General features: G+C 25.2%; 9 protein-coding genes and 4 pseudogenes. 6 read left to right on the top strand and 7 right to left on the bottom strand.

Annotated features, from left to right (window positions below):
- Positions 1–39: 39 nt before the first annotated feature.
- Positions 40–591, bottom strand: a complete 552-nt coding sequence (locus AACK78_RS02780; RefSeq protein ID WP_338956245.1) for a DJ-1 family glyoxalase III — start codon at positions 589–591, stop codon at positions 40–42.
- A gap of 226 nt (positions 592–817) precedes the next feature.
- On the opposite strand from AACK78_RS02780, the pseudogene AACK78_RS07415 reads away from it, so the two are divergent.
- The 5 genes and pseudogenes from AACK78_RS07415 to AACK78_RS02740 all read left to right on the top strand — a co-directional run bounded on the left by AACK78_RS07415 (position 818) and on the right by AACK78_RS02740 (position 6,675).
- A pseudogene (locus AACK78_RS07415) lies at positions 818–1,626 on the top strand (TlyA family RNA methyltransferase).
- Between the two features lie 51 nt (positions 1,627–1,677).
- The gene (locus tag AACK78_RS02765) at positions 1,678–2,184 is read left to right on the top strand and encodes a redoxin family protein (protein ID WP_338956241.1); all 507 of its coding nucleotides are present in this window, start codon (positions 1,678–1,680) and stop codon (positions 2,182–2,184) included.
- A gap of 534 nt (positions 2,185–2,718) precedes the next feature.
- Positions 2,719–3,708 (top strand): annotated as a pseudogene (locus tag AACK78_RS07410) (IS30 family transposase).
- A gap of 370 nt (positions 3,709–4,078) precedes the next feature.
- Entirely contained in the window at positions 4,079–6,187 is a 2,109-nt protein-coding gene (locus tag AACK78_RS02745; protein WP_338956235.1) for a hypothetical protein, read from the top strand.
- 2 nt (positions 6,188–6,189) lie between these two features.
- Entirely contained in the window at positions 6,190–6,675 is a 486-nt protein-coding gene (locus AACK78_RS02740) for a lipoprotein (RefSeq protein WP_338956234.1), read from the top strand.
- A 77-nt stretch (positions 6,676–6,752) separates the two neighbouring features.
- On the opposite strand, the gene AACK78_RS02735 is transcribed toward AACK78_RS02740, so the two are convergent.
- From AACK78_RS02735 to AACK78_RS02730, 3 genes and pseudogenes are all read right to left on the bottom strand, one after another.
- Entirely contained in the window at positions 6,753–7,349 is a 597-nt protein-coding gene (locus tag AACK78_RS02735; protein WP_338956232.1) for a DDE-type integrase/transposase/recombinase, read from the bottom strand.
- A gap of 21 nt (positions 7,350–7,370) precedes the next feature.
- Positions 7,371–7,436: pseudogene (locus AACK78_RS07405) on the bottom strand (hypothetical protein); the annotation flags it as partial.
- A 274-nt stretch (positions 7,437–7,710) separates the two neighbouring features.
- Positions 7,711–7,872: a hypothetical protein gene (locus tag AACK78_RS02730; protein ID WP_338956229.1), complete on the bottom strand. Its 162-nt coding sequence runs from the start codon at positions 7,870–7,872 to the stop codon at positions 7,711–7,713.
- A 72-nt stretch (positions 7,873–7,944) separates the two neighbouring features.
- Between AACK78_RS02730 and AACK78_RS02725 the strand changes: the two are divergent.
- A pseudogene (locus AACK78_RS02725) lies at positions 7,945–8,328 on the top strand (IS30 family transposase); the annotation flags it as partial.
- A 177-nt stretch (positions 8,329–8,505) separates the two neighbouring features.
- Here the strand turns inward: AACK78_RS02725 and cysS are convergent.
- Genes cysS through metG form a run of 3 tightly spaced genes read right to left on the bottom strand, consistent with a single transcriptional unit; the run spans position 8,506 to position 13,339 of the window.
- On the bottom strand, positions 8,506–9,843 hold the full coding sequence (gene cysS, locus AACK78_RS02720) for a cysteine--tRNA ligase (RefSeq protein WP_338956225.1): 1,338 nt from the start codon (positions 9,841–9,843) through the stop codon (positions 8,506–8,508).
- Positions 9,844–9,854: 11 nt separating this feature from the next.
- Positions 9,855–11,735, bottom strand: a complete 1,881-nt coding sequence (mnmG, locus tag AACK78_RS02715; protein WP_422396882.1) for a tRNA uridine-5-carboxymethylaminomethyl(34) synthesis enzyme MnmG — start codon at positions 11,733–11,735, stop codon at positions 9,855–9,857.
- Between the two features lie 20 nt (positions 11,736–11,755).
- Positions 11,756–13,339: a methionine--tRNA ligase gene (gene metG / locus AACK78_RS02710; protein WP_338956221.1), complete on the bottom strand. Its 1,584-nt coding sequence runs from the start codon at positions 13,337–13,339 to the stop codon at positions 11,756–11,758.
- Positions 13,340–13,358 lie beyond the last annotated feature (19 nt).

Raw genomic sequence — 13,358 nt, 5'->3', positions numbered from 1 at the left:
ACAGTATACATCATTATGCAGAGGATTTTCATAACGGAATTAGTTACGAATTACTAATTCATTTTGTAATTTCATCACTTTTTCAGCTCCTAAAACACGGTCAGCAATTGCTAAAGCAAAATTCATTGTTGAGCCAACTGATGCCCCCGTAATAATATGTCCGTCAGTAATAGCAGCCATTTCATCATTATAAATTGCTTTTTCCATTCCTTCCGTACATCCAGGATAACTTGTTGCTTCTTTGCCATCTAAAATTCCTAAATGTCCTAAAATTTGGGGTGCCGCACAAACAGCGGCAATTGTTTTTTGATCATTATTGGCTTTCAATAATCAATCTTTTAACATCTCATTTTTGGCTAAATTATCAAATCCAATGCGACCACCTGGTAAAATAAACCCATCATAATTTTCATACTTAACATCTTCAATTAATTTATCAGCTTTAATTGTAACATGATGGGAAGATACAACTTCTAACGTTTTGGTAATACTAATTAATTCCAAATTGATTTCTCCACGCCGTAAAATATCTGTGGTAATAATTGCTTCACCTTCTTCGAAACCTGTTGCTAAAAACAATGCAAATTTCATAAATAACACCTCTTTTCTCTTGGTATTTTTTGTATACTGTAAAAATAAATCATAAAAAGTTAATAAAATTATAACAAATTAAAAATAAAAAAACAATAATCACAAAAAATAGTAAATTAAAAATAATATTTTTTGTGATTATTGTTTTTTTATTTTTAATTTGTTATAATTTTATTAACTTTTTATGATTTATTTTTACAGTATACAAAAAGGGGACTAAATTTGAATGAAAATGCGATTAGATCAATTAATGGTTAATAATAATTTAGCCCCTTCCCCGGAAAAAGCGAAGGCGATGATTTTAGCTAATAATGTGTTAGTAGATACTGTTCCTGCTTTAAAAGCAGGTGAATTAGTCAAACCCGATAGTATTATTACCTTACGCGGTGAGCCATTAAAATATGTTTCTCGCGCGGGGGAAAAGTTAGCAAAAGGTTTAACCACCTTTAACTTAACAATTAATAATTTTATTTGTCTTGATATTGGCGCATCAACGGGTGGCTTTACTGATTGTTTATTACAAAATCATGCTAAAAAAGTATATGCGGTTGATGTTGGAACAAATCAATTAGCTTGAAAATTACGAAGTAATCCGCAAGTAGTTTCATTAGAAAAAAAAATTTTCGGTATGTTACGAAAGAATTATTTGCCCCTGATCAAATTGAATTTGCTTGTTGTGATGTTTCATTTATTTCATTAGATAAAATTATTCCCCCGTTAAAAGATATTTTGTTATTAAACCATTATGCTTTTTTCTTAATTAAACCCCAGTTTGAGAGTACCAAAGAAATGGTTAATAAAGGGAAAATTAATCAAAAAACAGTTCATTATGATGTTATTAAGAAAATCTTTCATTTAGCCCTTGATAATTGTTTTAGTGTTATTAATTGTGATTACTCCCCAATTTTAGGAAATAAGAAGAAAAACATTGAATTTATTTGTTTATTACAACGAGTAACAAAACCAATTAATCATCTTTCTGATCAAATGATAACGACAATAATTGAAAATGCTTGAAATAGTTTACTATTTTAATAACATTTTAAGATATAATATGTTCAAAGCAGAAGGGAGGCAGTAAACTTTATGGCAGTCGGAACAATGAGCGGTGAAGTTATAACTTTACTAGCAAAAGATCATCTCAAAGTTGGTGATAAGGTAACATTTAAAGCTGATATGGTTGATTGAAAAGATTTTGAATTGACAACGGTAACTAAAGCATATAAAGTTATTTCATCCGTGCCTAGTATTGATACTAGTGTTTGTTTAACCCAAACAAAGCAATTTAATGAAACAATTATTAGCAAATATCCCGATGTTCAATTAATAACAATTTCACGAGACTTACCATTTGCTTTAAAACGCACTTGTGAAGGATTTATTAATCCAGAACATATTCTATTATCAGATACTAATTATCGTGAATTTGGTAACCATACAAAGTTATATTTTACTTTTACTAATTTATTAGCACGTAGTGTTATGGTTTTGAATCAAAATAATGAAATAATTTATTTACAAATTGTGTTACCAGTTTCTTTAGAACCAAATTATGATGAAGTTTATCAATTTTTAGCTACATTACAAAAGTAAAAAAATTCTCGAATAAAAGAGAGTTTTTTTATTTTTTGGTCGCATGGAAAAAAGAAGGGTTTTGAAAAAACTCAGAAATTCTATACTGTAAAACTAAATCATGTAAATTGTAAATACCAAATCATAAAAAATTAACTATTAATTTAGTTAACTTTTTAAGTTAATTATAGGGGGTTGAAATTATGCAAATAAAGCAATATTTAATTTTGCGGTCGTTAGTGAAAAAGTATGGTAAAGATATTGTTATTAATACTGTCAATAAGATTGCAAATGATATTGAAATTAAAAAGTAAAGAATAAATTATCCTGCGTAATTTACAATCTTCAATTAACTTTCAATTACTTCCAACTGGTGGTTGTTGTGGTTTGGGTTCTGGTTTATTATCCCCCCCGTTTTCACTATTATTTGGTTTTTCGCAACTAATTAATGATGTTGTACTTGTTGCTGTTAATCCGATTACCTCCTAAAATACTTAAAATTTTATAATTTATGTGCAATAATTATAATATTTTAAGTATTTTAGGAGGTAAAGTATGAAAAAATATGAAAGATTAGATTTTAATGAAAGAGTAAATTTGGAAAAATTAAAAGATAATGAATTATTTAAAAAGGAAAATGGAACAATTAATATTCAAAAAATTGCTAAGCAAATGAATAGAGATTATAGAACTATTTGGCAAGAGTTAAATATGTTTTGATAATATTAATGATTATAATGCTGCAAAAGCACAACAAATACATGATAAAAATAAAAAACAATGTCGTAAATATTCAATGTTAAATTTACAAGAATTAAGTCATTTTTCTAATGAATATAATAATTTTGGTCGTTTGCCACAAAATATTATTACTTCGTATGAATTATAATATAATGTAAAATTTGGTGTATGTTTTTAAAACAATGTATAAATATATTAAATTAGGTTATTTTAATTTAAAAAAAGAAATGTTATATTTTAAAAATAAAAAAAGAAAAACAAAAAATGGGGAACAAAATGATAATCGTGGAAAATTACTTAATATTAGAGATTATAAGCAATTTTAAAATGATTATGGAAATGATTTAAGTTTTAGTGGAATTTGAGAAATGGATATTCTTGATTGTGGTAATTTTTATTTGTTAGTTTTAGTAAATCGTAAATCAAAAATACTTTTTTATCATATTTTATTTAGTAAAAAGGCAAGTGTTGTATTAATAATTTTAATGAAAATGATTAAACAAATTGGTATTAGTAAATTTAGTTGTATTTTAACCGATAGAGGAAAAGAATTTTATAGATGAAAAACAATAGAAAAACACTTTAAAATAAGAGTTTATTTTTGTGATCCTGGTAAACCTCGTCAGAAAGGATTAGTAGAAAGAATAAATAGAGATATAAGGCGTTGATTTGGGTTAAAATGAGTCATTAATTAATATTCGTAGTAGATTAAAATCTATTTTAGATATATTAAATACCACAATTAGACCTTGCTTGGAAAATTTTACATCAAGACAATATTTTAAAAAAATTTTTTTAAATTAAATTAGTGTTTGTTAAGATTAGTAAAATTTATTTTTTGTTGTGTTTAATTTTATAATTTTAAAAATAAATATTAAAAACAATATTTTTAATTTAATATTTTTTGTGATTATTGTTTTTTATTTTTAATTTGTTATAATTTTATTAACTTTTTATGATTTATTTTTACAGTATAGACTCTAAGTAATTTTTCACAAACTTATGAAAATCACGCGAGCCCAGATTAGTACAATATAATTACAATAACAATCATTCCAAACAATCTTCTTTCTAAAATATATTTAAAAGTGCTTGTATATATATATGTATATATATATAATGTCAATAGATCTTGATAAAAAGTTTCAAGGTGAAAGAAAGGAAATTATACAAAATGAAAAAACTGTTAAGTTTATTAAGTGTATTAACAATTACCGGAACTGCAATTCCAAATGTCATTGCTGCCAACCCTTATCAAAAAATAGAAAATATAAATAATAAAAGACAAAAGCGAAGTAACAATGAAAATGATAAAATAAATAGAACAAAAATTGTCATTACAACAAATGGCGGAATTTCTACTAGTGGAATTATTTTAAATAATAAAGTATATTTTGGATCATTAGATTATAGTGTTTATGAATATGATCCTGTTACAGAACAACAAAAAATTGTTATTACAACAGGGTCACAAATTTGATCTTCAGGGGTTGTTTTAAATAATAAAATATATTTTGGTTCATATGATAAAAATGTTTATGAATATGATCCTGTTACAGAACAACAAAAAGTTATTATTAAAACGAATGGTTGAATTGCTTCTTCTGGTGTAGTTTTCAACAATAAATTATATTTTGGCTCAGGAGATAATAATGTTTATGAATATGATCCAGTAACAAAACAACAAAAAGTTGTTATTAAAACAAACGGTTCAATTAAATCTTCTGGAGTTGTATTAAATAATAAAGTATATATTGGCTCACAAGATAAAAATGTTTATGAATATGATCCAGTAACAAAACAACAAAAAGTTATTATTAAAACAGAAAAAGCGGAATTTTTTTGATCTTCAGGGGTTGTTTTAAATAATAAAGTATATTTTGGTTCAGATGATAATAATGTTTATGAATATGATCCAATAACAGAACAACAAAAAATTGTTATTAAAACAAATAGTTGAATTGAATCTTCTGGGTTAGTTTTAAATAATAAAATATATTTTGGTTCATATGATAAAAATGTTTATGAATATGATCCTGTTACAGAACAACAAAAAATTGTTATTATAGCAAATGGAGAAATTTGATGTTCTGGCGTTGTTTTTAACAATAAAATATATTTTGGATCATGAGACCATAATGTTTATGAATATGATCCTGTTACAGAACAACAAAAAATTGCAATCACAACAAATGATAAAGTTGCTTCTTCTGGGGTGGTTTTAAATAATAAAATATATTTTGGTTCAGATGATAAAAATGTTTATGAATATGATCCTAATTACTATAATTTAGGACAAATTAATAATAATTTTGATAGTGTAATTTTAAATGAATTAAATTATTTAAATCCTGAATTAGATATTTCACAATTAGAAATTATTAACAAAACAAATAATTCAGCTATAGTAAAAGAAAAAAATAATAATAATAAATATTTTTCTAAAAATAATAAAATATATTATATAATTAATCAACAAAATAAAATTGTTAATTTAAATGAATTAATTAAAAAAGCAGTATTTTTTAAATTTCGAGATGAGAATCCCAATTTAAAATTTAAGAAAATAAATTATATTAATACTAATAATTTAAATTTTGGAAATATTGAAGCAAAAAGAAACGAAGATTTAAATTGGGGTGTTAATTATAAAAGTGTTTGTTTTACTATAAAAGAACGCAAAAACAATTCTTTAATTATAAAATCAGTAAGCATACCAAAATGTGAATATAATCAAAAATCAAAATTTATGTTTCAGATTATAAAAGGAATAAGTAAAGATGGAAAAGATAATTTACAAACTGGTTGAACTTTAAATATGGATAATGAAAATAAATTATGAGACTTTGTAAATATTAATTATAGGGATGAAATAACAACACATACTTTATCAAATAATTTTGATTTATCAAATATAAATAAACAAGAACAAGAAATGATTTTATATCCATTTAATGAACCCGAAGATGAAATAGAACTTGCCCCCCATGAAAAAATAACAATTGTTTATTCAGTAAGAGAAAGTAAATATGAATCTACAATAAATTTAAAACAAAAAATTATAGGAACTATTAATGTTGAAATAATTAATGGTGGTGATAATAAAGAGCAAATTGTTACATTATCAATTAAAGAAGCAATGCAGATTTTACAAAAATATAGTTTATTACCAGATGAAATTATTATTAATGAAGATAATAGTATAACTTTTAATGGAAAAGCAATTTTATCTTTAATAAGAGATGGAAAACCTAAACTAATTTTAAATACAGAAATAATATAAATATGAAAAAAATACTTAGTATTTTGAGCACAATTACTTTATCAGGAACAAGTACAACAAGTTTAGTTGCTTGTAATACACCTCAATATAGCGAAGATGAATTAAAAAAAGAAAAAGAAAAAAATAATATAAATATAAATGGAAATATTTTAGAATGAATGGCACCACAAGAAAAACCATTTAATGAGAAAGATGATAAGTGATATTTTGCTGTTTGGCATAGTGATAAAAATACTGATTGGCGTATTATTAAGTTTAAAAATAATGAAATGACTATCAAAATTGATAATTCTAATAATCGACAATTGCAGAAAACTGATTTAGGTATGGGAAGAGATTTATATATTACAAATGATTCAGGATTTGTTAAATATGTGACACATTGGAGAGATGATAATGGTTCTTACTTTAAATCAGTTTATCGTTGAAATGGAACAAGTGAATTACAAACACCAGAAATTGATAATAACGGAAATATTAAAAATTAAAATAAGAATAGATAATATAAAAAGTCATTTATTAGCTTATAGACTGCACCCTGTTTAGTAAGTATTAATAAAAAGGTTTACAAACTTTCATTTATTATATATTTTTCTTTTTGGTTTGAATATCATTTATTTCATTTTTTAACATCATTAATATATTCATTATGAGATTTATAATTTTTATTATGGATTGTTCCTTTTTTAAGTAATGAATGAAAACTTTCAATAATAATGTTGTCTGCACAATGATAATTTTTACCCATTGAAATTATAATTTTGTTATCTAAACATTTACTATTGTAATCTTTAGATGTATATTGATATCCGTGATCTGAATGAATTATTATTTTATTTAAATCTTTTTTTATTTTTTTAATTTTATTAATTGCATCATTTAAATTATCAATTACAAGTTTGTTATTATTAAATTTTGATCATTTTACATCAATAATTTCTTTAGTATATCCATCAAGTGTTGTTGATTGATAATGTTTTTTACCATTTCAAATTAAATAAGTTACATCAGTAAATAAAATTGAAAATCTTTCTTTAATATCATTAAAATTACGATTTACTAAATCAGGATATTTAATTATATTTTTATTTCTATTTTGTTTTATTAATATTTTTCTACGCATACGCTTTACATATTCAGCTTGAATATTATTTTCTTTCATAATTCGCAATACTTTCTTAGCATTATAAACAATGCCATAATCTTCTTTTAAATATTTGGTAATTCGACGATAACCAAATTGTTTTAAATTTTCTTCATAGACTTTTACAATATTTTTTAATGATTCGCTATCCTTACGATTACTTGAATAATTTTTATATTTATCTCAATAACTACGCTTTAAATCTGTTATATCAAGTAATAAATTTAGTGGATATTTATTAATGTTTTCTTTGATAAAAGATACAATTTTTCTTTTATTTAATTGTAAAAATCATGAAGCTTTTTTAGTAATTCATACCTAACTTTGTAATAGTTTAAATCTCTTTTTTCAAATGATTCTTTTGGACCTTTATTGGTGTTTAAAATTCCTTTCTTAAAATTTTCATACCATGAAGCAACATTTTTTTATTAATTTGATATTTTTTTGCAATAAAACTTATACTATTATTTTTAACCTCGTGTACTATCATTTTTCGAAAATATGCTTTATATTTATTAAATTTTTGTCCTTTTCTTGCCATATAAAAATGCACCTCCTTTAAAGTTTAGCAAAGACTTTTTTTCTTTACTTACTTTTTTTTGGGTGCAGTCTACAGTCTAAAATACTTTTTTATCATATTTTATTTAGTAAAAAGGCAAGTATTGTATTAACAATTTTAATGAAAATGATTAAACAAATTGGTATTAGTAAATTTAGTTGTATTTTAACCGATAGAGGAAAAGAATTTTATAAATGAAAAACAATAGAAAAACACTTTAAAATAAGAGTTTATTTTTGTGATCCTGGTAAACCTCGCCAGAAAGCATTAGTGGAAAGAATAAATAGAGATATAAGGCGTTGATTGGCTCAAAATGAGCCATTAATTAATATTCGCAGTAGATTAAAATCTATTTTAGATATATTAAATACCACAATTAGACCTTGCTTGGAAAATTTTACATCAAGACAATATTTTAAAAAAATTTTTTTAAGTTAAATTAGTGTTTGTTAAGATTAGTAAAATTTATTTTTTGTTGTGTTTAATTTTATAATTTTAAAAACAAATATTAAAAACAATATTTTTAATTTAATATTTTTTGTAATTATTGTTTTTTATTTTTAATTTGTTATAATTTTATTAACTTTTTATGATTTAGTTTTACAGTATACAGTTCTATAAAATATCTTTTTCTAAGAGAACTTTACGTAGTTCATCGGCTTTAACAAAATCTTTATTATTTTTTGATTTAATTCATTCTAATAAGTATCAACGAATTTCACCACTAATCATTGGTAAATTAAAATTAAAATTCATAATATTAAAAATAATATTATAAAAGTCACTGGCAAGTTGTAAATCAAGTTTTTTATCACGTAACTGTCCATTAATAATTTTAATCATTTTACTAATAATTGTTAAAATATTAGGGCTATTTAAGTTGTTTCCTAATTCTGCCAGAACTTTTTTAATATTTTCGCCATGTTTTGTTAAATTATAATTTAAATCATATTCAGCCAAATATAAATTCATCGCTTTTAATACTTTAAAAATCTTTCCTGTTTCACCTTGAGCACTACTAATTAAGCTTTCTGTGACATTTAATGGCTGGGTATAATTGGTTGTATATAACAAATAACGCAATGTATTTGCCCCATATAATTTAATAAAATCATGAACTAAAATAGTATTGTTTAATGATTTACTCATTTTTTCATCCGCAACATTTAAATGCCCATTATGCATTCAAATTTTTGCAATCTCGGCTTTATTTTTAGCTAGAAATTGAATTCGTTCATTTTCATGATGGGGAAAAACTAAATCAATTCCACCGGCATGAATATCAATTTTTTCTTTATGAAAAAATTGATCAATCAAGACAACACATTCGGTATGTCAGCCAGGGCGGCCTTGATATAATTTGCCTTTTTGATCATAAAAGGGAAATGAAATACCTTCTGTTGGTTGTTTTCATAACGCAAAATCATATTGACTATGTTTATTAGCATCATGGTCAATCCGAGCATTAACAGCTAATTCGGCTAATTTTTTATTTGCTAATTTCCCATATTCTGTTTGATAATTGGCAATATTAAAATAGACATTACCATTAACTTCATAGGCAGCATCAATTTTAACTAATTTCTGGATAAAAGTAATAATATCTTTAATATGTTCTGTTACCCGGACGCGTTTTGTTGGTGTTTTAATATTTAAGTTAAAAACATCTTCTTCAAAAGCCTTAATATAAAATTCGGCAATTTGTTGCTCTGTTTTCTCCTCTGTTGTTGCTTTGTTGATAATTTTGTCATCAATATCGGTATAATTTTGAATATAATTAACCTCAATTTGTTGGAATTGTAAAAAACTAACTAACAAATCAACGGTAATAATTGTGCGGGAATTCCCAATATGAATATAATTATAAACTGTTGGCCCACAACCATAAATATTAACTTTCTTTGTTTGACCATAATCAGTAAAATTACGTGTCAAAGTATTATATAATTTCATTCTTCATCCTCTTATCTATTTGCATCAAATTCCATCTTTTTTAAATGAATTAACAGCATTTGAATATCAGCTGGATTAATCCCTGAAATTCGATTTGCTTGGCCAATTGAAATTGGTCGAATTTGTTTAAATTTTTCGCGGGCTTCAAGAGCTAAGTTATCGACTAAATCATAATTTAAATTAAATGGGATTAATTTTTTTTCCAACTTAATTGTTTTTAAAGCAATTTTTTGTTCTTTTTTAATATATCCCTTAAAGCGAATATTAATTAATAAATTTTGTTTTAAAAATGATTTTAAATTATTTAATGGTGGTAACTCCTCCTCTAAATATTTTAACTCAATATTTGGTCGTTTTAATAAATTATAAGCAGAAATTCGTTCAGTAATATTTGCAAGACCTAATTCATTTAATTTCTGAATTAAGGGTGATTTCGCCATAAAAAAAGTTTCTTTTAATAATTGAATGACCGCATTATAGTTTTGCACATTAACTTGATATTCTTCTCAACTTTCTTGGTCAATTAATCCAAATTGATTTGCATATTTTTTTAAACGTTCTTCAGCATTATCATTTCGTAACAATAAGCGATATTCTGCACGAGAAGTTAACAAACGATATGGTTCTTGTGTTCCTTTTGTAATTAAGTCATCAATTAGAACCCCAATATATGCTTGATCACGGCGTAAAATAAATGGTTCTTTGTGGTCAATACTTAAAACAGCATTAATCCCCGCCATTAGACCTTGACTAGCCGCTTCTTCATAACCACTAGTTCCATTAATTTGTCCCGCGGTATATAAATTATTAATCTTTTTTGTTTCTAAGGTATGTTTTAATTGGGTTGGCACAATGGCATCATATTCAATTGCATAAGCTCATTTTAAAACCTCAACATTTTCAAATCCTGGTAATGAACGCAGCATTTTTTCTTGAACATCAATTGGCATTGAAGTTGAAAAGCCTTGAACATAAATTGTGTTTAAACTTTTTGATTCTGGTTCTAAAAAAATTTGATGACGTGGTTTATCAACAAAACGAACAATTTTATCTTCAAAACTTGGACAATAACGTGGCCCTGTTCCTTGCACATTACCAGAATACATTGCAGATGATGTTAGATTTTCTTGTACAATACTATGTGTCTGTGGTGTTGAATGAATTAATCAACATAATTCTTGTTCTTGCAATGGCGTAAAGGTTTTTGTTGAATAAGAAAAGGCTAACGGTAAATTACTTCCGGGCTCTTCTTGTGCTTTTGTATAGTCAATTGAAGTATTAAGAACTCGTGCGGGGGTTCCTGTTTTTAAACGAAATAATTCAAACCCTAAATGTTTTAACTGAGTTGATAAACCAGCTGTTGTAACATCACCAGCTGGTCCTTCCACTTTTTTTGTCATTCCTTGTAATACCAATGATTGCATATATGTTCCCGTTGTTAAAATAACTTTTTTTGCTAAAAATTGCGTTTGATCTTTTAAAATTACACCATAACAATTATTATCATCAACTAATAACTCTTGTACTGCTCCTTCATATAAATCTAAATTATCTTGTTTTTCAATTACTGTTTGCATATATTTTGCATATTTAATTTTATCTGATTGAGCTCGCACTGCTCACACTGCTGGTCCCCGCGAAGAATTTAATAATTTCATTTGGAGTGTTGTTGCATCAGCGGCTTTTGCCATTTCCCCACCAATTGCATCAATTTCTCGTACTACAATCCCTTTCGCTGGTCCTCCAATTGAGGGATTACATGGCATTAATGCAATTTTATCTTTATGTAAAGTAATTAATAATGTTTTCTTCTGCATTCTCGCAGCTGCTAAACTTGCTTCAACACCAGCGTGACCAGCACCAATGACAATTACATCGTATTTTTTCATTAAACTCCCTCCTTTTATAAATTTTATTGATTTAATTCTGTTTCAATTTTTTTTAATTCTTGTTCAACATTTACACGACTAAATAAATTTTCTTTTTTCTCTATCTTTTTATTATATATGATTTCTTGCTCTAAAATTGTGGCAAATGTTAAATTTTCTAAATTAATATTAAAATAATCGGCAATTTTTTGAGCATTATCAATTAAAACTGGTTGTAATAAAAAAGCACTAACAATAATAGTATAAGCTAAGCTTGCTAAAGTTTCATGTAACTGATTAATTTTTTGGTTTTTTTCTAATTCTCATGGTTTGTTTTCTTCAATATATTTGTTAGCCTTATTACACAATTCTAAAATAATACCTAATGCTTTTGATATCTGATAAGCATTCATTGCTTGTTGATAATTTTGAACTGCTAATGCACAACTTTTAATTAAATCATTGACTAATTTTTTTTGTTTCACTAACTTACCATCAAAATATTTACTAATCATATTACTTACTCGTGATACTAAATTCCCAATATTATTAACTAAATGAGTATTATATGATTCTAAAAACATTTCATAAGAAAATTTCCCATCATTTTCCGTTGGAATTTCATATCCTAAGTAAAAACGTAAGGTATCAAGGCCATATTTATCAATTAAATATAAGGGATCAACAACATTCCCAATTGATTTACTCATTTTAGTATCCTTAAATAAAATTCAACCATGTGATAAAAGCTTATTTGGTTGCCGTAATCCTAAACTTTCTAACATACTTGGTCAATAAATAGTATGAAAACGAGCAATTTCCTTTCCCAATAACTGTAAAATTTCAACATTTGGATTATTTCAAAACTTATTAAACAAAGTATTATCTTCTGACAAATAGCCTAATGCTGTTAAATAATTTGATAGAGCATCAATTCAAACATAAATAATATGTTTATCATTTTCTAATGTTTTAATTCCTCATGAAAAAGTTGTTCTCGTTACCGATAAATCTGTTAAACTGGGTAAAATAAAATTATTTAACATTTCATTTTTCCTTGCTTCTGGTTCAATAAAACCCGAATGATTATTATAGTAGTTAATTAAAAATTGGCTATATTTTGAAACTTTAAAGAAATAAGTTTCTTCTTTCACCTTTTGTGGTTTATTACCGCAAACCAAACATTGGTTCGTTGCTTTATCTATTTGTGCTTCAGTTAAAAATTCTTCACAACTAACACAATACAATCCTTCATATGTTCCTAAATAAATATCCCCATTATTATATAATTTACTAAAAATCTTTTGCACACTAATTTTATGGCTTTTATCCGTAGTTCGAATAAATTTCGAATATTCAATCCTTAATTTATTTCACAACAATTTAAAATTATCAACAATCATTGTTGTAAATTGATACGGTGTAATCCCGGCTTCTTTTGCCTTCTTCTCAATTTTTTTCCCATGTTCATCACTTCCGGTTAAAAAGAAAGTTTCATAACCATCCATCTTCTTATAACGATTAAGAATATCAGCTAAACTAGTAGTATAAGCATGACCAATATGTAACTGGGCACTTGGATAATAAATTGGGGTTGTAACATAAAATAATTTCTTGTTTTGACTCATAATATCCCCCTCATTTTTA

Origin of the sequence: Spiroplasma endosymbiont of Polydrusus cervinus, from assembly GCF_964019755.1 — a bacterium.
Lineage (GTDB): Bacteria > Bacillota_I > Bacilli_A > Mycoplasmatales > Mycoplasmataceae > Spiroplasma.
This window is presented reverse-complemented; position numbering and strand designations above follow the sequence as displayed.